Consider the following 24542-nt stretch of genomic DNA (forward strand, 5'->3'; position numbering starts at 1 on the left):
GGGAGACAGGACGAGGCTGATGGTTTCGAGGTTGGGGTGGGGCTGAGGTCGTGGTGGCGCAGATCTCGGGAGACGGCGCAGGAGCCGGCGTACGTCGTGCCGCCGGCACCGACCGAGCAGGACATCCGCGCGGCACTGAACCAGGTGTACGCCATGCTCACCGACAACAACGCCCCGCCGGTCGTGGTGTCGCGTGTGCAACGGATCGCGCGCACGATCAACCAGACCCTGCCGCGGCTGAGCCAGCTCGGGCTGGGCAGTGAGGAGAGCTACTCGGTGGTCGCGACGGCCACCGACTATCTCCCCGAGGCGCTGCAGTCCTACCTCCGGCTGCCGCGCGACTGGGCCGACACCCGGCCGATCGACGGGCCGAAGACCGCACTGCTCATCCTCATCGAGGCCCTCGAGCTGCTCGGCGTGACGATGGACCAGATCCTCGACGCCGCCAATCGCGCCGACGCCCAGGCGTTGATCGCGCACAGCCGCTTCCTCGACGCCAAGTTCGGCCACTCGTCCTCGGGCGGCCCCGACCTCACGCTAGGTGCTCCATGACGACCCTCACCGAAGCCCTCGACGCCCTCGTCGTCGCGGCCCGCGCCGCCGGGCTCGACGAGACGGTCGCCCGTGCCGAGGGCGAGGCCGTCGCGGCCACCGTGTCCGAGCGCTCCCGGGGCGCCTTCGTCGACTGGTGCGCGCAGACCGGACGCGAGCGCTCGGCGGAGGAGCACATGCTCGCCGCCAAGCGCGGCAACAGGTTCCGTGCCGGTCCCACCCCCCTGATGTCCCAGCTGCTGCTGGAGAGGTCCGCGGAGTCGGCGGACTACGCCGGCGCGCTGGCCGATGTGGCCATCGCCGGCTCGCGGCTGGGGGAGCCCGGTCCCGATGCCATCGGTGCGGCCACGACCGTCACGACCGCTCAGCTCGGGGGCTCGACCGGCCCGGCCCGCGGCCTCACGCCGCCCGCCGATTCGCCGGGGGCCTTCGACCTGCCCGCGCGCCAGCCGGTGCCCGGGCTGGGCGACCAGATGCTCGACCAGGTACGTCGCGTCGGTGAGCAGGTACGCCGCCAGCTGGGTGCCCTCGACAACGCCGTCCCGAGCCTGCCGGGCGACCCCGCCGTCGACCCCGCCGCTGGCTCCGGCATCGGTTCCGGCATCGGCGGCGACGGCGGCACGCCGACGGATGCACCGCGGCCCGCCGACGGCGTACAGACCCAGGCGGCGGAGCCGGCGACGCCACCGGTGGAGGAGGCGAAGCCCGAGGAGCCGACCAAGACGGTCGAGGAGCTGCTCGCCGAGCTCGACGGGCTGATCGGGCTGGCCAACGTCAAGGGCGAGATCCACCGCCAGGCGGCCGTGCTGCGGGTCGAGGGCCTGCGCAAGCAGGCCGGCCTGGAGAGCCCGACGATCACCCGGCACCTGGTCTTCAACGGCAACCCCGGCACCGGCAAGACCACGGTCGCGCGCCTCGTCGCGGGCATCTACCGCGCGCTGGGCCTGCTCTCCAAGGGCCAGCTGGTCGAGGTGGACCGCTCCGAGCTGGTCGCCGGCTATCTCGGCCAGACCGCCGCCAAGACGGTGGAGGTCGTGAAGTCGGCCGAGGGCGGCGTGCTGTTCATCGACGAGGCGTACTCGCTGTCGGGTGACCAGTACGGCAAGGAGGCCATCGACACCCTGGTCAAGGAGATGGAGGACAAGCGCGACGACCTCGTGGTCATCGTCGCCGGCTACCCGCTCCCCATGGCCATCTTCATCTCCGAGAACCCGGGTCTGGAGAGCCGGTTCCGGACCACCATCGACTTCGCCGACTACACCGACGACGAGCTCGCCGCGATCTTCGCCTCCATGGTCGAGGGTGCCGACTACGACGCCGGAGAGCCCGTCCTGACTCGCCTGCGCGAGATCCTCGCGGCCACCGAGCGGGGACCGTCCTTCGGCAACGCCCGCTTCGTGCGCAACCTGATGGAGGCCGCGATCGGCCACCACGCCTGGCGACTGCGCGAGGTCACCGAGCCGACGCTGGAGCAGCTACGGGCTCTTGAGCCCGAGGATCTCGTCGTGGACCCCAACGGCCAGCCCGCCTCCGCGGGCGAGGGCCAGGACGCGGGCGAGGTCGTCGCCCCCGCCGACGCACCGCCCGCCGAACCGGTCGACCCGTTCGGCGACGACGCCACGACCGCCCGTACGCCGATGGACCCCGAGGCCGAGACCCCCCAGGAGGAGTCGTGAGCCAGACCGCAACCCCCGCGGCCGCCCCACCGCCGCCCGCCACCGCACCGGCCCCCGCCGCGCCGGCGCCGGCAGGGGCAGCCCAGCCCGCCCCGTCGTACGTCGACACACCGGCGCTGCTCAACCGCTGGCAGCTGATCGGCATGAGCGTGGCCATCGTGTTCGGCATCGTGAGCGCGCTGCTGCAGTTCGTCGGCTGGCAGGCCGACGGGCGCGCGGCCGACGACACCGAGCAGCTGGTGCGGGTCCAGGAGATCCAGTCGTCCCTCCTGCGTGCGGATGCTCTTGCCACCAACGCCTTCCTGGTCGGCGGCCTCGAGAACACCGACCAGCGTGCGGAGTACGACGAGGCCATCGACGGGGTGCTGCGCCGGATCGCGGACGCCGCCGAGGCGCAGCCGGCCGACCGCAGGGCGCTGGCCACGCTCAACGAGCTGGTCGACGACTACGCGACCTACATCGCCCAGGCCCGAGCCAACAACCGGCAGGGCTTCCCGGTGGGCGCCGGCTACCAGACCACGGCCAGCGACCAGCTCCGGAACGAGGCGATCCCGGTGCTGGATGCGTTGGTCGAGGCCAACACCGACCGCGCCGACGGGGCGATGAACGGGCAGCACCCGGTCTGGCTCCTCCTCCTCGGGATCCTCGTGCTCGCCGCGCTGTGGTGGCTCAACCGGGAGCTGGCGCGCACCTTCCGCCGACGTTTCAACAAGGGGCTGGCCATCGCTGCGGCGATCGTCGCCGCGGTGACTCTGGTGACGGTCGTCGGGGCGTGGCTCAGGGACAACTCGAACGACTCGCTGCGGGACGGAGAGTTCGCGGAGGCCGTCTCCAGCGCCACCGCACGGACCGCCGCCAACGACGCCAAGGCCAACGAGAGCCTTCGGCTGATCAAGCGAGGGTCGGGGGCGGACAACGAGAAGACCTGGGGCGAGAAGGCCCAGGTGGTCGAGAAGAATGTGCCCGCGGACGACATCGGCGAGTGGAACACCTACGCCGAGCGCCACCAGCAGATCGTGGAGCTCGACGACTCCAACCGTTGGGAGGAGGCCGTGGTCATCGCCACGTCGGTCGACGAGAGCACAGGCGCCACGGCGCCGTTCGACCGCTTCGACGAGATGTTGGCCAAGGACGTCGAGAAGGCCAGTGCGAGCGCGATCGACGACCTGCGCAGTGGACGATGGCTCGCGCTCGTTCTCAGCGGGTTGACCGTGCTGCTGGGCGTCGCCGCCGCGGTGAGCGTTGCCCGAGGTATCGGCGAGCGACGGAGGGAGTTCTCATGAAGCAGCCCCGTTCCCGCCTGGGGGTGGCCGCCGCGGTCCTCGGGCTGCTGGCACTCGCCGGCTGCTCGTACGACGCCACAAAGGTGCCGACGTACGAGGCGCCCGCGGCGGCCGAGCCCAGCCCCGCGTCCTGCGAGACGACCGACGCGGACCTGCGCTCCTATGCTCCGAGCCGCGACGGTGGCGACGCGGTGAAGCGGATCCGGGACGCAGGCGTGCTCAAGGTGGGCGTCTCCGGCGACACCCTCCTGCTCGGCTCGCGCAACCCGTCGACCAACGAGATCGAGGGCTTCGACATCGACATCGCCCAGCGCATCGCCGACGAGCTGGGCGTGAAGCTGCAGAAGCGCGTCATCAACGCGGGCGATCGCATCGGCCTGCTGCAGGACCGCGAGATCGACCTCGTCTCGCGCAACATGACGATCAACTGCACCCGCTGGCAGGAGATCGCGTTCTCGGCGGAGTACTACCACGCCGGCCAGAAGGTGCTGCTGCGCTCCGACCTGGCCGACACGTACCAGGGGCCGCAGGACCTCGCGGGGGTCACCGTCTGCGCCCCGAGCGGCACCACGAGCATCGACAACATCCGGGAGGAGCAGCCCGAGGCCAAGGCGGAGACCGCCCTCACCCACACCGGCTGCCTGGTGAAGTTCCAGCAGGGTCGGGTCGACGCGATCACCGGTGACGACACGGTGCTCGCCGGCCTCGCGGCACAGGACAAGCTCTACGCCGAGGTCCCGCCGCAGGAGCCGTTCACCGACGAGCCCTACGGCATCGGAGCCAACATCGAGGACACCGACCTCGTCGCGTTCATCAACGCCGTGCTCGAGGAGATGCGCTCCGACGGCAGCTGGCAGAAGTCGTACGACCGGTGGCTGCGTCCCGACCTCCAGGGCGTCGACCCGCTGCCGTTCCAACCCGCCTACGGCCGGTGAGCGTGCAGGCGACCATGGCGACCACGGCACCCACCGCCCCGGGCAAGCTCGGGGACGCGCTGGACCCTGCCGCGATCCAGACCTACCTGGGCGAGCTCGACACCTGGCTCCGGGTCCGCCGCTCCGAGCTCGACGAGCTCGACCAGGCCGCGTTGGGAGCCGGTCGCGGAGGCGAGCTGGCGGGCGACATGTCCCTGGCGCTGGCGCTGTGGAAGGCGATCTCGGATCGGCACCAGCTGGTCTTCGCGACCTGGGACGGCGGCCGGGTGCTGCAGCAGGAGCGGGAGCGGATCTCGGCGCTGATCTGGGGCCGGCTCGACGGGGCGACCGAGCTGCCGGGCGGGCTGGCGGTGTCGCTGCCCGAGGCGGGTCGGCTCTGCGACGCGCTGACCGGGCAGCTGCGCAACCGGTTGGCGCTGGTGCCGGGCGCGGACGCGTCGGCGGCCCGGATCCGTGAGCTGCGTGCGCAGCTCGAGCGGATCCGCGACCAGGTCGGCCTGGAGCCGGCCCTGACCCGGGACTCCGCGGTCCAGCGACTCGCCGGGCTGATGTCGCGGCTGGAGGCCATCACCGCGAAGGCCGAGCGCGGCGGCGACGTCGGCGGCATGCTCGGCCCGCTCGAGGCCGAGGCGACGACCTTCGAGCGCGACCTCATCGTCGGCAACGCCCGGCGCCGCGACGCCCGTGACCAGGTCATCTCGGCGCGCGAGCTGCGCAGCGACCTGGAGGCGCGGGCGGCCGCGCTGCAGAAGCTGGCCGCGACCTGCGTCACGACGGTCGATCCGGCGCCGCGCTACGCCGTACCCGACGTCGACGCCCTCGGTCCGGTGCCGGTCACGCCGGACGCCATCGGGCCCTACCTCGAGCGGCTCGACCGCGTCTCGCAGGCGCTCGAGGTCGCCCAGCACGCCTACGCCGCGGCTCTCGACGAGCACACCGAGCTGGTGGCGCTCCTCGACGCGTACGCCGCCAAGGCGCGCGCGTCCGGCGTCGCCGACCATCCCGACCTCGTCGCGAGCGAGCAGGCCGCGCGTGGCCTGCTCGAGCGGCGCCCGTCCCCGCTGGCGATCGCGAAGCAGCTCGTCACGACGTACCAGACCTGGCTGATCAAGGAGACGACAGCATGAGCACAGGTGCCTGCACCCAACCCGGCTGCACCGGCAGCATCGTCGACGGCTACTGCGACGTGTGCGGCATGCCCGGCGACGGCGGTACGACGAGTCCCGCCGCGTCGCCGGTCGGCGAGACCGCCACGGTCAAGGCCCCGATCGCGGCCGCGGTCGCCTCCGGCAACCCGGCCAGTGTCGCGGCCTCGACCTGCCAGCAGCCGGGCTGCACCGGCACCATCCTCGACGGCTACTGCGATGTGTGCGGCACGCCCGCCGTCCCGGGCGCCAAAGTGGCCGAGGCGACCGCGATCGCCGAGTCCCAGCCGCTGTCGGGCCGCGAGGGCACCTCCGCGACGGCCGCCAGCCGGGTCCAGTCCGCGGCGATCGGCTCCAAGCGCGCGGGTGCCGCCGGCAGCACCTCCACCCGGCGCACGCGCACCGGGTCGCAGCGGATGCGGTCCGCGCGGATCGGCGCCGGGCTGACCGTCGTCCCTCCCGCCCCGCCGGTCGACGCCGCCAAGGCGATCATGGCGAACCCGCAGGTGCCCGAGGACAAGCGCAGCTGCGCCAAGTGCGGCAACGCCGTCGGTCGCGGCATCGACGGCCAGCCCGGCCGCAGCGAGGGCTTCTGCCCCAACTGCGGCCAGCAGTTCTCCTTCACGCCCAAGCTGCAGCAGGGCGACCTCGTCGCCGGCCAGTACGAGGTCGCGGGTGCGCTCGCCCACGGCGGCCTCGGCTGGATCTACCTCGCCCGCGACCGCAACGTCTCCAACCGCTGGGTCGTGCTCAAGGGCCTGCTCAACTCCGGCGACCCCGACGCGCTGGCCGCGGCGATCGCCGAGCAGCAGTTCCTCGCGCAGGTCGAGCACCCGCTCATCGTCGAGATCTACAACTTCGTCACGCACGAAGGCGCCGGCTACATCGTCATGGAGTACGTCGGCGGCAAGTCGCTCAAGCAGATCCTCAAGCAGCGGATGACGGCCAACAACGGCGTCTACGACCCGCTGCCGGTGGACCAGGCCCTGGCCTACATCCTCGAGCTGCTCCCGGCGTTCCAGTACCTCAACGACCTCGGGCTCGTCTACTGCGACTTCAAGCCCGACAACATGATCCAGGTCGGCGACGCGATGAAGCTGATCGACCTGGGCGGCGTACGCCGCATCGACGACGAGGAGTCGGCGATCTACGGCACGGTCGGGTACCAGGCACCGGAGGTCGCCGAGGTGGGCCCGTCGGTGGCGTCCGACATCTACACGATCGGCCGCACGCTGGTCGTGCTGTGCATGGAGTTCCGGGGCTACCAGGGCACCTACCTCCACAGCCTGCCGCCGGTCGACACGACGCCGCTGTTCCAGCAGTACGACTCGCTCTACCAGCTGATCGCCAAGTGCTGCGCGCCCGATCCGGCCGACCGGTTCGCCTCCGTCGACGAGATGCGCACCCAGGTCCTGGGCGTGCTGCGCGAGGTGGTCGCCCGCAAGCGGCAGGGCACCGCCTCGACCTCCGCCGCCTCGGTGCTCTTCGAGTCGCCCGCGACCGCGCGGCCGATCACCGAGTGGAGTCAGCTGCCCGACCTGCGCACCGACACCACCGACGCCCAGTACGGATGGCTGAGCACGATCGGCGAGGACGACCCCCGGCAGCGACTCAAGGACCTCGAGTCCGCGCCCGAGGACACCGCCGAGGTGTGGCTGGCCCGCGCCCGGGCCGCCCTCGACCTCGGTGACCCGGTGCTCGCGAAGACCCACGCGCAGAAGCTCCTCGCCGACGACCCGTGGGAGTGGCGGGCGCTGTGGATCGAGGGTCTCGCCGCGGTCCAGGCGGGTGACTGGGAGACCGCGAAGGCGTCGTTCAACGCTGTCTACCAGCAGGTGCCCGGTGAGCTCGCGCCCAAGCTGGCGCTCGCGTTCGCCTGCGAGCGCGGCGGGCTGCCCGAGGTGGCCGAGGGGCTCTACCTCGTGTGCGCGTCGACCGACGCCGCCTACGTCCCGCCCGCCGCGTTCGGCATGGCCCGGGTGCGGGCGGGACGCAAGGACACCCCGGGCGCGGTAGCCGCCCTCGACCTGGTGCCGACGACCAGCCGCGGCTACACCGAGAGTCGCCAGCAGCGGGCCGAGGTGCTGCTCTCCGGTAGCCCGCAGGACATCGCGGTCCTGGACCAGGCGATGGGCACGATCGACGCGTCCAGCGTCGACCAGCAGACCCGGCAGCGGTTCACCGTCCGGATCCTCAGCGAGGCGCTGCCCGTCGTGAGCAGCGCGAAGCTGCCCGCCGGCGCCCGGATCGGCGCGGTCGAGGCGACCGAGTCCGGCGTCCGCGACGGGCTCGAGAACGCCCTGCGCATGCTGGCCCGCGACGCGGTCGACCTCAAGGAGCGCGTCGATCTCGTCAACCGCGCCAACTCCGTGCGGAACTGGAGTCTCACGTGAACTGTCCGTCCTGCAGCGCCGCGTTGGCCCCCGGCGCCCGTTTCTGCGAGAACTGCGGCGCGCAGCTCGGCGCCTCGGCCGGCGCGCCCGCACCGGTGGTGGTCGGGGCCGGCGACCACCCCCTCGGCGACGCCCCGATCAGCGCCCCGACCCGCAAGCCGGCGGCGGCCCTGCCCGATCCGCCGGCGCCCGCCGGCCGGCGGCCGTGCGCGGAGTGCGGGGGAGAGGTCGGCCCCGACCTCTACTGCCTCGAATGCGGCACCAAGGCCCCCAGCGAGCGGGATCACTTCCAGGAGCAGCCCGCGCCGTGGGTCGCCGGAGTGTGTGACAAGGCGATCCGCAAGGGCCGCAACGAGGACGCCATGGCGCTGCTCGCCGGTGCCGAGCCGGGCTCGCGGGCGGTGCTCATCGTGATGGACGGCGTCTCCAACTCCATCGACTCCGACGTCGCGTCGTTGGCCGGCGCCCGCGCCGCCCGCGAGGTGCTGCGGATGCCGCTGCCGGCGGGGATGGGTACGCCGCAGAGCCGTGACGCCGCCGTACGCAAGGTGCTCACCGACGCCGCGGCCGCCGCCAACACGGCGATCGTGGCGGTCACCGACCCCGACTCACCCAATCCCGCGTCGGCCACCTTCACCGCGGCCGTGCTCGAGGGACGCCGGATCACCTGGGCCAACATCGGTGACTCCCGCTCCTACTGGCTCCCCGACGCCGGCACGCCGGTCCAGCTCACCGTCGACGACTCGGTCGCCCAGGCCCAGATCGCCGCCGGCGTGGCCCGCGAGGTCGCCGAGACCGGGCCGCAGGCCCATGCGATCACGAAGTGGCTGGGCCGCGACTCCGAGGACCAGAAGCCCACCGTGGGCTCTCTGGACGTCGCGGAGAGTGGGTGGCTCCTGGCCTGCTCCGACGGTCTGTGGAACTACGCCTCGGAGCCGGACGCGCTCGCCGCGCAGGTCCGTGCCGCCGGCACGGCCGACCCGCTTGCCCTTGCTCTCGCCCTGGTCGCGTTCGCGAACGCGTCCGGCGGGCACGACAACATCACCGCCGCCCTGGCCCGGGTCGAGGTCACCGGACCGGTCACCGCGCTGGGGCACAATGACCACTCAACGACGACCCGAGGAGGAGAGCCGAGCGATGGCTGAGTTCAGCGCCGCCGTCTACCAGAACGAGTTCCTGCCCGATGGTGGGACCGACGTCAACGCGATCGTCACCGTCACCTGCCAGGGTGCCGGGACGGCGGGGCAGTCCGGAGCGGGCAGCGCGGGCGAGATCATCATCGTCGACACCTCGGGCTCGATGGGCCCGGCGACGATGGCCGCCGCGAAGGAGGGGGCCCAGGCCGCGCTCGCCGAGATCGTCGACGGCACCTACTTCGCCGTCATCGCCGGTGCCGACCGCGCGATGCTCGCCTACCCGCAGGTCTCCAACGGCCCGGGCATGGTGCAGATGGACGCCCGTACCCGGCACGACGCCTCCACGGCCATCGATCGCTTCGTCGGCAGCGGCGGTACGGCGATCAGCACCTGGCTCGACCTCGCCGGCCAGCTCTTCTCGTCCGTCAGTGCGGTCACCCAGCGTCACGTGCTGCTGCTCACCGACGGGGAGAACCGCGAGCGCCCCGGTCGCCTCGACGATGCGATCAATCGGGCGACCGGCTACTACCAGGCCGACTGCCGCGGCGCGGGCACCGACTGGCAGGTCGCCGAGATCCGCCGGATCGCGCAGGCCCTCCTCGGCACGGTCGACATCATCCCGAGCCCCGCCGAGATGAAGGCCCAGTTCCAGGAGATCATGCGCAACGCCATGGCCCGCGGGGTCGCCGACGCGTCGCTGCGGGTGTGGACGCCCCAGGGCGCCGAGGTCCTCTTCGTGCGCCAGGTCTCGCCCACGGTCGAGGACCTCACCAACCGCCGGACGCCGGTCAACCCGCTGACCGGCGACTACCCGACCGGCGCCTGGTCCGACGAGTCCCGCGACTACCACGTCGCCGTACGGGTCCCGGCCAAGGCGATCGGCCAGGAGCAGCTCGCCGCCCGTGTCCAACTCGCCCTCGGCAGCGACGTCGTGGCCCAGGGCCTGGTGAAGGCGACCTGGTCCAACAACTCCGAGCTCACCACGCGGATCGACCAGCAGGTCGCGCACTACACCGGCCAGGCCGAGCTGGCCCAGGTCATCCAGGAGGGGCTGGCCGCCAAGGCCGCGGGCGACGACGCGACCGCGACCACCAAGCTGGGCCGGGCCGTCCAGCTCGCCGCCGAGACCGGCAACGACGAGGCCACCTCCAAGCTGCGCAAGGTGGTCGAGGTCGACAACGAGGAGACCGGCACGGTCCGGCTCAAGCGGGCGGTCGAGAAGGCCGACGAGATGGCCCTCGACACGGCGTCCACCAAGACGACGCGGATCCGCAAGGAGCCGACCTCATGAGCACCTGCCCGTCCGGGCACGAGTCGGCCTCGGACGACTACTGCGACGTCTGCGGCCTGCCGATCACGGCGGGCGGTGGCGCGCCTGCCCCGGACGGGCTCGCCGCTCCCTCCGCCCCGAGCGGCACACCGGCGCCCGGAGCGGCCGAGCCGGCTGCCCCGGCGGCGCCGACCACCGCGGAGTGCCCCAACTGTCAGGCGGCCAACCCGCCCAATGCGCTGTTCTGCGAGGCCTGCGGCTACGACTTCACGACCGGGTCGATGCCGCGTCCGGTCACGCCCTCGGTCCTCGACCTCGGCACCCCGGCGGGCGCCGACGACGCCGGCACCGCCGACGCGCACCGACCGTCGGCGCCCGCCGTGGAGACGTCCCTCGCGCCGCCCCTGACCGACGCGTGGGTGGCGGAGGTCTGGATCGACCCGGACTGGTACGCCGACCAGGAGTCGACCGATCCGCTGCCGTCCGCGGGCGTGCCCACCGTCGTCCTCCTCAAGACCACCTCGGTCCTCGTCGGCCGCACCTCGCGCAGCCGCGGCATCCACCCCGACATCGACCTCGGGACCGACAACGGCATCAGCCGCCGTCACTGCCAGCTGACCACCGACGGCAGCCGCTGGTGGGTGGAGGACCTCGGCTCGTCCAACGGCACCTACCTCGGCTCCGCGGTGGGTCCACTGCCCACGGACCCGGTGCCGGTGGGGGAGAAGCGCGAGATCGCGCCCGACGCCCGGGTCTACCTCGGCGCCTGGACCCGGATCGTGGTCCGGCGGGCGCAGCCCGGCGAGGCCTGAGCCGGACACGCTCGATCGCCGGGGGCTGAGACCTGCTGCTCGGCGTACCCGAGGCGTTCGGGACGCCGGGACGCGGGTTTCTGCGACACTGCGTCCATGGCGATCAGGGACCAGGTCATCCTCATCACCGGTGGCGCCCGCGGGATCGGGCTCGAGACCGCGAAGGCGCTGGCGGCGCGGGGCGCGCGACTGGCCCTGACCGATCTCGATGCCCCGGCGCTCGCCGACGCCGTCGCGGCGATCGGCGCGGACCGGTGTGAGGGGATCGTGGCCGACGTGTGCGACCTGGCCGCGATGGAGGCGGCCGTGGCGACGACGCGCGAGCGGTTCGGGCGGATCGACACGGTGCTGGCCAATGCGGGGATCGCCAGCTACGGCTCGGTGCTGGCGATCGACCCGGCGACCTTCCAGCGCACCATCGACATCAACATCGTGGGCGTCTTCAACACCGCGCGGGCGTCGGTGCCGGCGCTGGCGGAGAGCAGGGGCTATCTGCTGGTGGTCTCCTCGCTGGCCGCCTTCGCCGCGGCGCCCGGCCTGGCGGCGTACAACGCCAGCAAGGCGGGGGCCGAGCACCTCGCCAACGCGCTGCGGCTGGAGGTCGCCCACCAGGGCATCGCCGTCGGCTCGGCCCACATGTCGTGGATCGACACCCCGCTCGTGCAGGACGCCAAGAGCGACCTGCCGACCTTCCGGGAGCTGCTGAGCAGGCTGCCGCCGCCGTTGAACCGGACCACCGGCGTCGAGGCGTGCGTGCGGGCGTTCGTCAAGGGCGTCGACAAGCGCTCACGGCACGTCTACTGCCCGGGGTGGGTCCGGGGCGCCGGGCTGAACCGCAACGTGATCAACTCCGCCGCCGGCAACCGCCCCATCCTCAAGCTGGTCCCCGACCTGCTGCCGCGGATGGATGCCGAGGTGCGTGCCCTCGGGCGGTCGACCAGTGCCCGCAACCTCGCCAACGACGAGCGCAGGACCGGCGGCGACGGGACGCGGGACTGAGCCTCAGCGACGGGTCGCGATCAGCGCCGAGGCGTCGGCGGCGACCAGCACCTCGACGGTGGTGAACCGCTCGTCGGTGAGCCATTCCTCGCGCAGGGTGTCGACCCTCCCCCCGGTGATGGGCGGCCACATCTCGCACGGCACGAAGTCGTCGAGCACCACGATCCCGCCGGGCTCGACGAGGTCGGCGATCTTGTCGACGCCCACCGCCGACGGGTCCCCGGAGTCGAGGAAGAGCAGTGAGAACGGGCCCTTGTCCAGAAGGGTGGACCAGTCCGCCTGGAGTACGTCGACCAGCGGGTCGTCGTCGAAGGTCTCGATCGCGGCGGCGGCGAGCTTCGGGTTCAGCTCGGCGGTGAGGATCCGGGCCTTGTCGTTGCGGACGCCGGAGCGCAGCCAGGCGGTGCCGACTCCGCAGCCGGTGCCGAACTCGGCCATGGTGCCCTCGCGGGTCGCGGCGAGGGCGGCCAGGAGTCGGCCGGTCTCGTTGCGGCAGAAGGACACGTAGCCGGCACGACGCGACGCGTCGAAAGCGCGGTGGACCACGTCGGGCAGCTCGGGAGGCGCGCTCATGCCCCGAGTCTCACCCGGCGATCAAGGAACGGGACACAGGTCTCGGATCGTGGTCCGGTGATTCCTGCAGCCGACACGACCGCATGGTGGACGAAATCCGAGACAGCAGCGCCGCGGCGGCGTAGAGTCCTTCCATCATGCGGAGCGCCCTTCTCGTAATCGTGCGCCGCGGCGAGGCCTGAGAGAGGCCACCTCGCCGCGGTGACTGCGGCGATCCCCTGAACCGCGCGGGCCCCTCGGACCACCATCCCCGGCCCGCCGCAGATCGTCTCGACGGGTCCCGTCCCACGGAGACCAGCCATGTCCAGCACCGCCACCAGCACCACCACCGGCGTCCGCCGCACCAATCCCACCGGCTACGCCACGCTCACCGCCGACGACTCCGAGTGGGGCCCGGCCCGCCACGATCCGGCGCAGCCCTCGCACCGTGAGGCCGTCGGCTTCCCGGGTACTGTCCTGCGAGACGGCGACGACGCCCGCCCCGACGACAACTAGGTTTCCTCCCATGAACGACACCTCCGCTGCAGCCCCCGTCACCACCGGCCAGGTCGCTCTCGGCGTCATTCCCGGCGACGGGATCGGGCCCGAGGTGACCGCCGAGGCGCTCAAGGTGCTCGAGGTCGCCGCGCCGGCGGACCTGAAGTTCGCCGCGACCCAGTACGACCTCGGTGCCGAGCGCTACCTGCGCACCGGCGAGGTCCTGCCGGACAGCGTGCTGGAGGAGATCCGCGGCCAGGACGCGCTGCTGCTCGGCGCGGTCGGCGGCAAGCCCAACGACCCGAACCTGCCGCCGGGCATCCTCGAGCGCGGCCTGCTGCTCAAGCTCCGCTTCACGCTCGACCACTACGTCAACCTGCGTCCCTCGCGCATCTACCCGGGTTCGGTCTCGCCGCTGTCCGCGGAGGTGCTCGCCCAGGGACCCGTCGACTTCGTGGTCGTCCGCGAGGGCACCGAGGGCCCCTACACCGGCAACGGCGGTGCGCTGCGCGTCGGTACGCCGGCCGAGGTCGCCACCGAGGTCTCGGTCAACACCGCGTTCGGCGTCGAGCGGGTCATCCGCGACGCCTTCGAGCGGGCGCAGCGGCGTCCCCGCAAGCGGCTCACCCTCGTCCACAAGACCAATGTGCTCGTCCACGCGGGCCAGGTCTGGTGGCGCCTGTTCCAGCAGGTGGCCGAGGAGTACCCGGACGTCACCACGGACTACAGCCACATCGACGCCGTCATGATCTACCTGACGACCGACCCGCAGCGCTTCGACGTCATCGTGACCGACAACCTGTTCGGTGACATCGTCACTGACCTCGCCGCCGCGATCAGCGGAGGCATCGGCCTCGCGGCCTCCGGCAACGTCAACCCCGACCGCACCTCGCCGTCCATGTTCGAGCCCGTGCACGGCTCCGCCCCCGACATCGCCGGTCAGCTCATCGCCGACCCCACCGCGGCGATCCTCTCCGGCGCGCTCCTGCTCGACCACCTCGGCCACCCCGAGGCGGCGGCGCGGATCGAGGCGGCCGTGCTGGCGGATCTCGAGGCGCGCACCCCGAACCAGCGGCGGAGCACGCCCGAGGTGGGCGACGCTGTCGCCGCGCGAGTAGCCGGCTGAGCCCGCTCCGGAGCGCTCTCCTCCGGAACGCGGGCAGATGCCCACTGCCGACCCGCGTTAACGAGGACTAACCTGATGACCATGCAGATCACGACGACCCTCTCTGCGAACCCGACCGACGACTCCCGCCTCGCGGAGATCCTGGCCAACCCCGGCTTCGGTTCGCACTTCTCCGACCACATGCTCACGGTCGAGTGGACCCCCGAGCAGGGTTGGTACGACGCGCGGATCACGCCCTACGGCCCGATCACGCTCGACCCCGCCGCCGCGGTCCTGCACTACGCGCAGGAGACCTTCGAGGGCATGAAGGCCTACCGTCACGACGACGACTCGCTGTGGCTGTTCCGGCCCGAGGCCAACGCCGAGCGGATGATCCGCTCCAGCCACCGCCTAGCGCTGCCGGTGCTGGAGGTGCCCGACTTCATCCAGGCCGTCGAGGAGCTCGTCAAGGTCGACGCCCGCTGGGTCCCCGGCAATCCCGACGGCGGCGAGAAGAGCCTCTACCTGCGCCCGTTCATGTTCGCCTCCGAGACGTTCCTCGGCGTGCGCCCGGCGCAGCACGTCACCTTCATGGTGATCGCCAGCCCGGCCGGCGCCTACTTCAAGGGCGGCGTCAAGCCGGTCACGCTGTGGCTCACCGAGGAATACACCCGGGCCGGTCGCGGCGGCATGGGCGCGGCCAAGACCGGCGGCAACTACGCCTCCTCCCTGGTCGCCCAGCAGGAGGCCTCCGCCCAGGGTTGCGACCAGGTCGTCTTCCTCGACGCCCAGGAGGGCAGGTACGTCGAGGAGCTCGGCGGGATGAACATGTACTTCGTGTTCGACGACGGCTCGATCGTCACCCCCGAGACCGGCACGATCCTCGAGGGCATCACCCGCTCCTCGATCATCGAGCTGGCCGGCAAGATGGGCCACCACGTCACCGAGCGGCGGTTCGGCATCGACGAGTGGCGCGAGGGAGTGGCCAGCGGCCGGATCACCGAGATCTTCGCCTGCGGCACCGCCGCCGTGGTGACGCCGGTCGGCGCGCTCAAGTGGGAGGGCGGCGAGACCGCCGCGCCCGCCGGCCAGGACCTCACGATGCGGATCCGGCAGGCGCTGGTCGACGTCCAGCTCGGCCGGGCCGACGACACGTTCGGCTGGATGCACCGCATCTCCTGATCGGCATCGGACCGACCCGGCCGGAGCCTGTGGAGAGGTCCTGCCGGTGACGGACGGTCGTGCCACGCTCACTCCATGGCATCGCTCGGGAGGATGGGGCACGATGGTGGATGTGACGCTGGAGGCAGAGCTCGGCTGGGCGCCGCGGGGACCGGTCACGGTCGCCGACCTGTTCGACCTGCCCGACGAGCCGGACGGGGAGGGGCCGACCCCGCGCTACGAGCTCATCGACGGGATGCTGATCGCGTTGGCGCCCGCTGACCTGCGACACGTCTACATCGCCTCGCGCCTGTGGCAGGTGCTCAACGACGCCGCGCCGCCGGGGCTCTGGGCGCTCCAGGGTCCGGGCGGCGCCATCATCGACGACATCACGTGGGTCGAGCCCGACGTGTTCGTCACGCCGCGGGTGCCGGACCGCTACTTCGAGGGCGTCCCGCTGCTCACGGTGGAGGTGCTCTCCCCGTCCAACCGCCTCTACGACCTGACCACGAAGTTCAGCCGCTACGAGCGGGCGGGCGTGCCGGCGTACTGGATCGTCGATCCGACGGAGCTCCGGCTGGTCGCCTGGGAGCTGCGTGAGGGTCGGTACGTCGAGATCGCCGATGTCGCGGCCGACCAGACCTGGACCGCCACGGTGCCGTTCGAGGTGGCGATCCGCCCCGGCGCACTGCTCGACTGACGGGGTGGGCCCATGGCACCCCGATCGTGTTCAGCAACGACGATCCGGGGCTCTCCGACCTCCGGGAGATCTGCCTGACGCCGAGGAGCGGATCAGCCACGGTCGGCGCGTCCGCCACCGTCGTCACCGACGGCGTGGAGCGCCATGTGCTCCCGGCCCGCCCGCCGGCGACTCCGTAGGGTCGGGCCATGGACTCCTACCTGGAAGCGCGCATCGCCAAGCTCGAAGAGCACGTCAACTGGCTCTACGCGCAGGCCGGGCACACCTCGCCGTACCCCGTCGCGACGGCGGGCACCCCGACACCCGGGCCGCTCCGCCCCTCGGACGAGGTGCTGGGGTTCATCCGCGCCGAGCAGGTGGTGCACGCGGTGAAGCAGTACCGCCGCGAGACGGGCAGCGGGCTGCGCGAGGCGAACCGGGCGATCGAGAGCTTCGTCGCCGAGTACCGCGCCGGCCGGCTGCGCTGAGACGGCGGCCCGGGCGGGGTGCCGGTGGCAGGGACCGCGGTGCCGGGCCGATACTGGACCGGTGGCGCACCCGATCATGTTCTCCGACGACGACCCGGGGCTCGCCGAGCTCCGGGCGATCTGCCTGGCCCTGCCGGGCGCCGAGGAGAGGATCAGCCATGGCCGGCCGACGTTTCGCGCGGGCAAGATCTTCGCGGCCTTCGGCGGCAGTGAGAAGATCCGGTCGGGAGAGCGCCGGATGGTGCCGAGCGCGTTCATCTTCACTCCCGACGCGGTCGACCTGCCAGCCCTCGACGAGGACGAGCGCTTCTTCGTGCCCGCCTACTACGGTCCCTACGGCGGGCGCGCGATCGACCTCGCCGGCCCCGGCGTCGACTGGGCGGAGATCGCCGAGCTGGCCGATGCGTCGTACCGGCGCGTCGCCCCGAAGCGCCTGATCGCCGAGCTCGACGCTCGCGGGTAGCCTCGCGGTGTGACGATCCGCCCCGAGAGCAGCGCGCCCACGCAGGTGGGTCGCTATGCGTTGCTGACCCGGCTCGGCGAGGGCGGGATGGGCATCGTCCACCTCGCTCAGGGCCCCGACGGGCAGCGGGTCGCGCTCAAGGTGCTGCGCCCGCAGATCGTCGGCGACCAGGAGGCGCGGCACCGGCTGGCCCGTGAGGTCGGCTCGCTGACCCGGGTGCGCAGCCCCTGGGTCGCGGAGATGCTCGACGCCGACCCGTGGGCCGACGTGCCCTATGTCGTCACCCGCTATGTGCCGGGACTCTCCCTGCACGGCCACGTGGCGGCCGAGGGCCCGATCGTCGGCCGCGACCTGCTGTGGCTGGCGGGTTGTCTCGCGGAGGGATTGGCGGCGGTGCACGGCGCCGGGGTGCTGCACCGCGACGTCAAGCCGGGCAACGTGCTCATGGAGGGACGCACCCCCATCCTGATCGACTTCGGGCTCGCCCGCGTCGCCGACGACATCCGGCTCACCCAGACCGGCTGGCTGCTCGGCACGCCGGGCTACCTCGCTCCCGAGATCCTGTACGGCGACGAGGCGACTCCCGCCGCCGACGTGCACGCCTGGGCGGCGACGGTCGCGTACGCCGCGAGCGGCCGGGCGCCGTACGGCCGCGGGCCGGCGATGGCCGTCATGGACCGCACCCGTCGCGGGCAGCACGACCTGAGCGGCATCGAGAGCCCTCTCGCCGAGGTGCTGGCCGCCGCCCTCGACCCGGAGCCGCTGGAGCGGCCGCTGCTCGAGGAGCTGCTGGCCTGGCTGCGCCCGCTGAGCACCCGGCCCGACCTGCCGGCCGCTCCGCCGCCGGGTGCGCTCTTCGCCGCGGCCGCCCCCGCGGCCGACGACTTCACGCTGCCGCTGGCGCTGGCGGGGCAGGCGGACGCCCCGGTCGAGCCCGGCCCGGTCACGCCGCCGACGGTGCCGGAGTCGCGGGTCCCCGGCACCCGCGCGCTGCCGACCGAGGTCACCCCGCCGACGCCGCTGCCGTCGGGCCTCGCACCGCCGACCCCGCCAACCCCGTCAACCCCGTCAACCCCGCCATCCCCGGCGCCTCCGCAGCCGGCGCTGCCCCCGCCGCCGCCCGCTGCCGCGATGACCCGGCTGGAGGAGCAGTTCGACCAGGCGTGGGATCCCGAGCACCCGTTCGCCCCGCAGCCGCGGCCGCCGCTCGCCGAGCGGATCCGGCGCTGGGTCGCCGTCGGCCTCGGTGCGCTGGGTCTCGGCGCGGGCTTCGCGGCCGCTCCGTGGGTGGCGACCGTGGTGGTCGTGCTCGCGGTATGGCTGCTGCGCGCCGGCTCGCTGGCGACGTCGGCGGTCGCCGAGCGGCGTACCGTCCGCGGGGTCAAGTGGTACGACGGCCTGCGCTGGCTCACCACCAGTCCGTGGCATCTCCTCCGTGGCGTGACCGGCACCCTCGTCCTGGTGACCTGGAGCGCCGGTCTGGGCGTTGCGGCCGGCCTGCTCGGCTACGCCCTCCAGCTCGACGTCCCGAGCACCCTGCTGGCCTGCGGCACGACGCTCGGGCTCGCCCTGTGGTCGGGCCCGGGCAGCACCCGGTTCCGCCTCCCGGTCTCCCGGGCCCTCGACCCGCTGTCGCGGCGCCCGGTGCCGTGGCTGCTCACCTGCGCCATGCTGCTCGCGGTCGCCGGGGGCCTGGGCGCGCTCGCCGCCGGCAGTGGCGTCAACTGGGTGCCCTGGACCGGCGGGCCGTTCGGACTCTGAGACGTCCGTCTCGCGATCGTGGCAGAATGAACCGCGTGACCACGCTCGCCACGATCATTACCTAGCGCGTCTGACCCCGTCAGACGCGCCGGCCTCCTGTTCCCAGGAGGCTTTTGTTTTGCCCGGCCCCCTCACCCGAGAGACCCCGATGACCCAGCAGCGCGACCTTCCTCTGGACCTGCACGGCTCCTTCCACGTCTACGACACGACCCTGCGCGACGGCATGCAGCAGGAGGGGCTCAACCCGACCGTGGCGGACAAGCTCGCGATCGCGCGGCACCTGGACGGGCTCGGCGTGGGGTACATCGAGGGTGGCTGGCCGGGAGCGAACCCGAAGGACACCGAGTTCTTCCGCCGCGCGGCGCTCGAGCTCGACCTCGAGCACGCGCGCCTCGCGGCCTTCGGCTCCACCCGGCGCGCGGGCCTGCTGGCGGCCGACGACCCGCAGGTCGCGGCGCTGCGCGACAGCGGCGCCGGCGTGGTGACCCTGGTCGCGAAGTCGCACGTGGGCCACGTCGAGAAGGCGCTGCGGACCACGCCCGAGGAGAACCTCGCGATGATCCGCGACACCGTCGGCCACCTGCGCGCCGAGGGGCAGCAGGTCTTCCTCGACGCCGAGCACTTCTTCGACGGCTACCGCCTTGACCGGTCCTACGCGCTCGAGGTGCTCCGGACGGCGTACGACGCGGGCGCGGACGTGATCGCGCTCTGCGACACCAACGGCGGGATGCTGCCGGGCTGGGTGTCCGACGTGGTGCACGACGTCGTCGAGAACGCCCAGGTCCGGGTCGGCATCCACTGCCACAACGACACCGGCCTGGCCGTCGCCAACACGCTGGCCGCCGTCGACGCCGGCGCGACGCACGTGCAGGGCTGCATCAACGGCTACGGCGAGCGCACCGGCAACGCCGACCTGATCAATGTCGTCGCCAACCTCGAGCTCAAGCTCGACCGGCAGGTGCTGCCGCCGGGCCTGCTGCGCGAGGCGACCCGGATCGCCCACGCGGTCGCCGAGGTGACCAACGTCCCGCCGGCCGCCCGCCAGCCGTACGTCGGCGCCTCGGCCTTCGCCCACAAGGCGGGACTGCACGCCAGCGCGATCAAGGTCGACCCGGACCTCTACCAGCACATGGACCCGGCGGGTGTCGGCAACGACATGCGACTGCTGGTCTCCGACATGGCCGGTCGCGCGACCATCGAGCTCAAGGGCAAGGAGCTCGGCTTCGACCTCTCCGACAACCCGGAGCTGGTCACCCGGGTGACGGGCCGGGTCAAGGAGCTGGAGTCCCGCGGCTACACCTTCGAGGCCGCAGACGCCTCCTTCGAGCTGCTGCTCGCCGAGGAGGTGGACGGCCGGCGGCCGTCGTACTTCGACGTCGAGAGCTGGCGGGTGATCACCGAGACCCTCACCCATGCCGCACCGGGCGAGGAGGCGGTCTCCGAGGCGACCGTGAAGCTCACGGCCGCCGGCGTGCGCTATGTCGTCACGGGCGAGGGCAACGGCCCGGTCAACGCGCTCGACCAGGCGCTGCGCGCGGCGATCGAGCAGGCCTACCCCGAGATCGCGCAGTTCGAGCTGATCGACTTCAAGGTCCGCATCCTCGACCAGGGGCACGGCACCGACGCGATCACCCGGGTGCTGATCGAGACCACGGACGGTGCGTCGACCTGGGTGACCGTGGGCGTCGGCGCCAACGTCATCGAGGCCTCGTGGGAGGCGCTGGCCGACAGCCTCACCTACGGCCTGCTGCGTCGCCACCGGAGCTGACACCTGCTCCCGGCCCGCACCAGCTGCGTGCTGAGCGCAGGTCGAATGGCTCGTCGGGCGGGTTGTCCACAGGTAGGCCGGTACCCGCTGGAGTGGAGTGCTCGTCGGTGCCAGCATGCGACCATGCCACGCCACCTCGACTTCTCCGACCCGCGACTCGAGGTCATCCTGCGCCGCGAGCAGGACGGCGTGGTGACCCGCGGGCAGCTCCTCGACCTCGGCGGCACCGATCACGACATCGCCCGGATGACCCGGCGCCGAGAGCTGCGCCAGGTCGAGCCCGGCGTGTACGTCGACCACACCGGTGTCCTGACCAGGCGCCAGCGTGAGTGGGTGGCGCTGTTCGCCTACGCCCCGGCCGCGCTGTCCCACGAGTCCGCGATGCCGGGCGGCGAGCCGTCGATGATCCACGTGTGCGTCGGTCCCGACCGCACCCTGCGCCCGATCGCCGGGGTGGTGGTCCACCGCAGCGCGCACCTGGCGTCCCGGGTCGACTGGCGTCGGCGTCCGCCTCGGATGGTGCCGCCGCACGCGACCATCGACGTGCTGGAGGCCCGGATCCGGGCGGACGACGTCGCGGGCGCGTACGCCGCCCTCACCCGGGCCTGCTTCACGCGCGAGGTCGTGCCCCGCATGCTGCGGGCCGCCCTCGCCGAACGGGTCAAGGTCACCCGCCGCGCCCTCGTCGCCGGCATGATCGACGATCTCGAGCAGGGCGCCTGCTCGGTGCTCGAGCGCGGCTACCTCCATCTGGTCGAGCGTGCCCACGGCCTGCCGGGCGGTCGGCGCCAGCACATCAGCCGCGCCACCGGGAGCCGGACCGATCAGGACCTCCGGCACGAGGAGTACGGCGTCGTGATCGAGCTCGACGGCCGCGCGTACCACGACGGCGCCCGAGCCCGCGACGACGACGCCCGGCGCGACCTGGCGGAGGTCGCGACCAGCGACGCCATAACGCTCCGGGTCACCTACGGCCTGGTGTTCGGCGATCCGTGCCGGACCGCGCTCTGGGTCGCCCGGGTGCTCCAGCGCCGCGGCTGGACCGGAGCGCCCCGAAGCTGCCCCCGCTGCCCGGCGAGAGGCGCTTGACCTGCCCTCGGCCCGCACCAGGTGCGGGCTGAGGGCAGGTGAGGGTCACACCACGCGGCGGACCAGCTCGGTCCAGCCATCGAGGACCTGCGCTTCGGTCATCTGGCCGTGGTCGATCTGCTGGCGCAGCACCGGGACGCCGAGCGGCGCGATGAGGGCGGTGGCGAGATAGCGCAGATCGCCCTCGACGCCGAGCTCGGCCAGCAACAGGCGCACGTGCAGGGCGGCGAAGCCGAGCACCGCGTGGTTCTCGCCCCAGACGGCCCCGGCCGCCTCGATCAGCGCGGCCTGGTCGCGGTGCAGCCGCAGCCGGGACGCACCGAAAGCGAGCAACCGGTCGAGCGGGTCCGCGCCCGGGCCGAGGGGCGGCGGCCCGCTGATCACCCCGGCCTGCCACTCCGCCTCGCGGTGGTTGAGCAGTGAGGCCATCAGGCCCTCCCGGCTGCCGAAGCGCCGGAACACCGTGCCCTTGCCGACTCCCGCGCGGGTGGCCACGGCGTCCATGGTCAGCGCCGCGACCCCGCAACCGGCCATCAGCTCGGCCGCCGCTTCCAGCAGCGCCGCCCGGTTGCGCGCCGCGTCGGCGCGCTCGGCGGGCGGCGCGCCGGTGAGCAGTGGGAGGGGTCGCGACATGGTCCGTCAACCCTAGGCGTTCGCACCGACGACCGCCCGGGTTCCGTGAGCCAGGCGAGGCGGGTGCCCGGGTCCGGAGAAAAACTGCCGAGCGGCGGAATACAAGCGGACCACGGTCCGTTTCGCCTGTCATGACTGACACCCCGACCACCCACGTCGCCGTCCTCGTCGGAAGCCTGCGGGCCGGCTCCGTCAACCGCAGGATCGCCGAGATCCTGCGCGACGAGTCGCCCGCCGGCGTCACCCTCGACATCGTCGACGGCCTCGACCAGATCCCGTTCTACAACGAGGACCTCGACGGCCCGGACGGCGCGGGCGCCCCCGCGACCGCCCGCGCCCTGCGCGACCGGGTCGCCTCCGCGGACCGTGTGCTCGCGGTGACCCCCGAGTACAACGGCACCATGCCGGCCGTCCTCAACAACGCCATCGACTGGCTCTCGCGGCCCTACGGTGCCGGCGCGATCGTGGGCAAGCCGTTCGGCGTCATCGGCGCCACCCCGACGCCGTACGGCGGCAAGTGGGCCCACGGCGACACCGCCCGCTCGGCCGGCATCGCCGGCGCCCTCGTGGTCGAGGACGTCACGGTCTCGCAGTCGGCGATCGACGTCGACCCCACGACCGACGCCGAGGTCCGGACCAAGCTCCTCGACGCCCTCGCCCGCCTCACCGAGTTCACCCCCGCGGTCACCGCCGCCTGAGGCTGGATAGCCTCGGGGCGTGGCCGAACTCCACGACCTGACCGCCCTGGAGCAGGGGGCGCTGATCCGCACCGGCGAGATCAGCCCCGTCGAGCTCACCGAGCACTACCTCGAACGCGCCGCGCGTCTCCCGCAGGAGTACGTCGACGGCGCGTTCGTGCACCTCGACCCCGATGCCGCGCGGCACCGGGCCCGCGAGGTCGCGGCGGTGGGGCCGGTGGGCGACGGCGCATCTCCGCTGGCCGGCGTACCGACCGCGATCAAGGACCTCAACCTGACCCGCGGCGTCCCCACCTCCTTCGGGTCGCCCGCCTTCGCCGGCTACGTCCCCGAGATCTCCGACGGTGTCACGCTGGCGATCGAGGGCGCGGGGATGGTCAGCCTCGGCAAGACCAGCACCCCGGAGTTCGGCTCGCCCTGCTACACCGAGCCGGAGGGTCGCCCGCCGGCCGTCACGCCGTGGGACACCACGCGGATGGCGGGCGGCTCGTCCGGCGGCGCGGCCGCGGCGGTCGCGGCCGGCCTGGTCCCGGTCGCCCAGGGCTCCGACGGCGGCGGGTCGATCCGGATCCCCGCGTCCTGCTGCGGCCTGGTCGGGCTCAAGCCGACCAGGGGCCGGATCAGCGGCTTCCCGATGTACGGCGACCCGGTCGGGCTGGCCGTCGCGGGTCCGATCGCCCGCACCGTGGCCGACGCCGCCGCCCTCCTCGACGTCCTCGCCGGCCGTCGCGCGGGCGACCCCGCCTGGGCACCGGAGCCGGCCGGCACCTTCCTCTCCGCGGCCGGGCGCGATCCCGGTCGGCTGCGGATCGCCTGCTTCGACACGCCGGTGATCGCGGAGGCCGAGGTGCACCCCGAGGTCCAGCGCGCGTACGACGACGCGACCCGGCTGCTCGCCTCGCTCGGCCACGCGGTCGAGGACGTGCCCGTCCCGCTGCCGCCCGAGGCGGTCGGCGTCTTCGAGACCTGCTGGGCGGTCCTCACCGCGCTGTCCACCGTGCCGCTGGAGCCCGAGCAGCGCCGGCGGATCCGGCCGCTGACCCGCTGGCTCGGCGAGCGCGGCGAGGCGGTGTCGGGACCGGAGTTCGGCCTGGCGCTCGGGGCGATGCGCCGCTATGCGGCCGACGCGCTGGTGGCCCTGGCGCCGTACGACATCGTGCTCACGCCGACCCTCGCCACCCCGCCCCTCCCCGTGGGGGCGCTGCGCGACGACGCGGACCCGGCCGCCGACTTCGAGGCCCAGAAGCGGTTCACGCCGTGGACCTCGGCCTGGAACGTCACCGGCATGCCGGCCGTCTCGCTGCCGCTCCACCAGACCCCCGAGGGGCTCCCGGTCGGCGTCATGCTCGCCGCCCGTCCCGCCGAGGAGGAGCTGCTGATCTCGCTCGCCGCCCAGGTCGAGGCCGCCGCGCCGTGGAGGGATCGCCGCCCGCCGCTCTGGTGACG

The 24542-nt window shown here is 73.0% G+C and carries 23 protein-coding genes; 21 read left to right on the forward strand and 2 right to left on the reverse strand.

From position 1 onward, the window contains the following. Window positions 1–36: 36 nt before the first annotated feature. The 10 genes from RB608_RS01780 (at window position 37) to RB608_RS01825 (ending at window position 12201) form a co-directional block, all read left to right on the forward strand. A complete protein-coding gene (locus tag RB608_RS01780; protein ID WP_308086061.1) occupies window positions 37–552 on the forward strand; it encodes a hypothetical protein in 516 nt (171 codons plus the stop codon). Continuing rightward, window positions 549–2228, forward strand: a complete 1680-nt coding sequence (locus RB608_RS01785; protein ID WP_308086062.1) for an AAA family ATPase — start codon at window positions 549–551, stop codon at window positions 2226–2228. The genes RB608_RS01780 and RB608_RS01785 overlap by 4 nt, the downstream gene beginning before the upstream one ends. After that, on the forward strand, window positions 2225–3511 hold the full coding sequence (locus RB608_RS01790) for a hypothetical protein (RefSeq protein WP_308086063.1): 1287 nt from the start codon (window positions 2225–2227) through the stop codon (window positions 3509–3511). The genes RB608_RS01785 and RB608_RS01790 overlap by 4 nt, the downstream gene beginning before the upstream one ends. After that, window positions 3508–4446 (forward strand): glutamate ABC transporter substrate-binding protein, encoded by a 939-nt coding sequence (locus RB608_RS01795; protein WP_308086064.1) that lies wholly within the window; start codon window positions 3508–3510, stop codon window positions 4444–4446. The genes RB608_RS01790 and RB608_RS01795 overlap by 4 nt, the downstream gene beginning before the upstream one ends. Further along, complete coding sequence (locus RB608_RS01800) at window positions 4443–5573, forward strand: hypothetical protein (protein WP_308086065.1); 1131 nt, start codon at window positions 4443–4445, stop codon at window positions 5571–5573. The genes RB608_RS01795 and RB608_RS01800 overlap by 4 nt, the downstream gene beginning before the upstream one ends. Continuing rightward, the gene (locus tag RB608_RS01805) at window positions 5570–7984 is read left to right on the forward strand and encodes a tetratricopeptide repeat protein (protein WP_308086066.1); all 2415 of its coding nucleotides are present in this window, start codon (window positions 5570–5572) and stop codon (window positions 7982–7984) included. Before RB608_RS01800 ends, RB608_RS01805 begins: the two co-directional genes overlap by 4 nt. Beyond that, window positions 7981–9129, forward strand: a complete 1149-nt coding sequence (locus RB608_RS01810; protein ID WP_308086067.1) for a protein phosphatase 2C domain-containing protein — start codon at window positions 7981–7983, stop codon at window positions 9127–9129. The genes RB608_RS01805 and RB608_RS01810 overlap by 4 nt, the downstream gene beginning before the upstream one ends. Further along, complete coding sequence (locus RB608_RS01815; RefSeq protein ID WP_308086068.1) at window positions 9122–10411, forward strand: VWA domain-containing protein; 1290 nt, start codon at window positions 9122–9124, stop codon at window positions 10409–10411. Before RB608_RS01810 ends, RB608_RS01815 begins: the two co-directional genes overlap by 8 nt. Continuing rightward, window positions 10408–11202: an FHA domain-containing protein gene (locus RB608_RS28260; RefSeq protein ID WP_392390956.1), complete on the forward strand. Its 795-nt coding sequence runs from the start codon at window positions 10408–10410 to the stop codon at window positions 11200–11202. Before RB608_RS01815 ends, RB608_RS28260 begins: the two co-directional genes overlap by 4 nt. A gap of 96 nt (window positions 11203–11298) precedes the next feature. Beyond that, entirely contained in the window at window positions 11299–12201 is a 903-nt protein-coding gene (locus RB608_RS01825) for an SDR family oxidoreductase (RefSeq protein ID WP_308086069.1), read from the forward strand. A 3-nt stretch (window positions 12202–12204) separates the two neighbouring features. Here the strand turns inward: RB608_RS01825 and RB608_RS01830 are convergent, their stop codons facing one another. Beyond that, window positions 12205–12774 carry a class I SAM-dependent methyltransferase gene (locus tag RB608_RS01830; protein WP_308086070.1) on the reverse strand — a complete coding sequence of 190 codons (570 nt, stop codon included), beginning with the start codon at window positions 12772–12774 and terminating at the stop codon, window positions 12205–12207. A gap of 300 nt (window positions 12775–13074) precedes the next feature. Here RB608_RS01830 and RB608_RS01835 point away from each other — a divergent pair, with 300 nt between their 5' ends. The 9 genes from RB608_RS01835 (at window position 13075) to RB608_RS01875 (ending at window position 21765) form a co-directional block, all read left to right on the forward strand. Beyond that, complete coding sequence (locus RB608_RS01835) at window positions 13075–13269, forward strand: hypothetical protein (RefSeq protein WP_308086071.1); 195 nt, start codon at window positions 13075–13077, stop codon at window positions 13267–13269. A 10-nt stretch (window positions 13270–13279) separates the two neighbouring features. Beyond that, window positions 13280–14377, forward strand: a complete 1098-nt coding sequence (locus RB608_RS01840) for a 3-isopropylmalate dehydrogenase (RefSeq protein ID WP_308086072.1) — start codon at window positions 13280–13282, stop codon at window positions 14375–14377. Window positions 14378–14458: 81 nt separating this feature from the next. Then, entirely contained in the window at window positions 14459–15538 is a 1080-nt protein-coding gene (locus RB608_RS01845) for a branched-chain amino acid aminotransferase (RefSeq protein WP_308086248.1), read from the forward strand. A 103-nt stretch (window positions 15539–15641) separates the two neighbouring features. Continuing rightward, the gene (locus RB608_RS01850) at window positions 15642–16217 is read left to right on the forward strand and encodes a Uma2 family endonuclease (protein ID WP_308086073.1); all 576 of its coding nucleotides are present in this window, start codon (window positions 15642–15644) and stop codon (window positions 16215–16217) included. Window positions 16218–16405: 188 nt separating this feature from the next. Beyond that, a complete protein-coding gene (locus RB608_RS01855) occupies window positions 16406–16684 on the forward strand; it encodes a hypothetical protein (RefSeq protein ID WP_308086074.1) in 279 nt (92 codons plus the stop codon). A 61-nt stretch (window positions 16685–16745) separates the two neighbouring features. Continuing rightward, window positions 16746–17147: an MmcQ/YjbR family DNA-binding protein gene (locus RB608_RS01860; protein ID WP_308086075.1), complete on the forward strand. Its 402-nt coding sequence runs from the start codon at window positions 16746–16748 to the stop codon at window positions 17145–17147. 9 nt (window positions 17148–17156) lie between these two features. After that, window positions 17157–18908, forward strand: a complete 1752-nt coding sequence (locus RB608_RS01865) for a serine/threonine-protein kinase (RefSeq protein ID WP_308086076.1) — start codon at window positions 17157–17159, stop codon at window positions 18906–18908. A 148-nt stretch (window positions 18909–19056) separates the two neighbouring features. Next, a complete protein-coding gene (cimA, locus tag RB608_RS01870) occupies window positions 19057–20676 on the forward strand; it encodes a citramalate synthase (protein WP_308086077.1) in 1620 nt (539 codons plus the stop codon). Window positions 20677–20799: 123 nt separating this feature from the next. After that, window positions 20800–21765, forward strand: coding sequence for a hypothetical protein (locus tag RB608_RS01875; RefSeq protein WP_308086078.1), 966 nt, complete (start codon window positions 20800–20802; stop codon window positions 21763–21765). A gap of 45 nt (window positions 21766–21810) precedes the next feature. Here RB608_RS01875 and RB608_RS01880 read toward each other — a convergent pair whose 3' ends face one another. Beyond that, the gene (locus tag RB608_RS01880; protein ID WP_308086079.1) at window positions 21811–22398 is read right to left on the reverse strand and encodes a TetR/AcrR family transcriptional regulator; all 588 of its coding nucleotides are present in this window, start codon (window positions 22396–22398) and stop codon (window positions 21811–21813) included. A 131-nt stretch (window positions 22399–22529) separates the two neighbouring features. On the opposite strand from RB608_RS01880, the gene RB608_RS01885 reads away from it, so the two are divergent. Both RB608_RS01885 and RB608_RS01890 read left to right on the forward strand, forming a co-directional pair. Further along, complete coding sequence (locus RB608_RS01885) at window positions 22530–23096, forward strand: NAD(P)H-dependent oxidoreductase (RefSeq protein WP_308086080.1); 567 nt, start codon at window positions 22530–22532, stop codon at window positions 23094–23096. Window positions 23097–23115: 19 nt separating this feature from the next. After that, window positions 23116–24540: an amidase gene (locus RB608_RS01890; RefSeq protein WP_308086081.1), complete on the forward strand. Its 1425-nt coding sequence runs from the start codon at window positions 23116–23118 to the stop codon at window positions 24538–24540. Window positions 24541–24542: the final 2 nt, after the last annotated feature.

This window comes from Nocardioides sp. LHD-245 (assembly GCF_030929495.1).
Taxonomy (GTDB): Bacteria; Actinomycetota; Actinomycetes; order Propionibacteriales; family Nocardioidaceae; genus Nocardioides.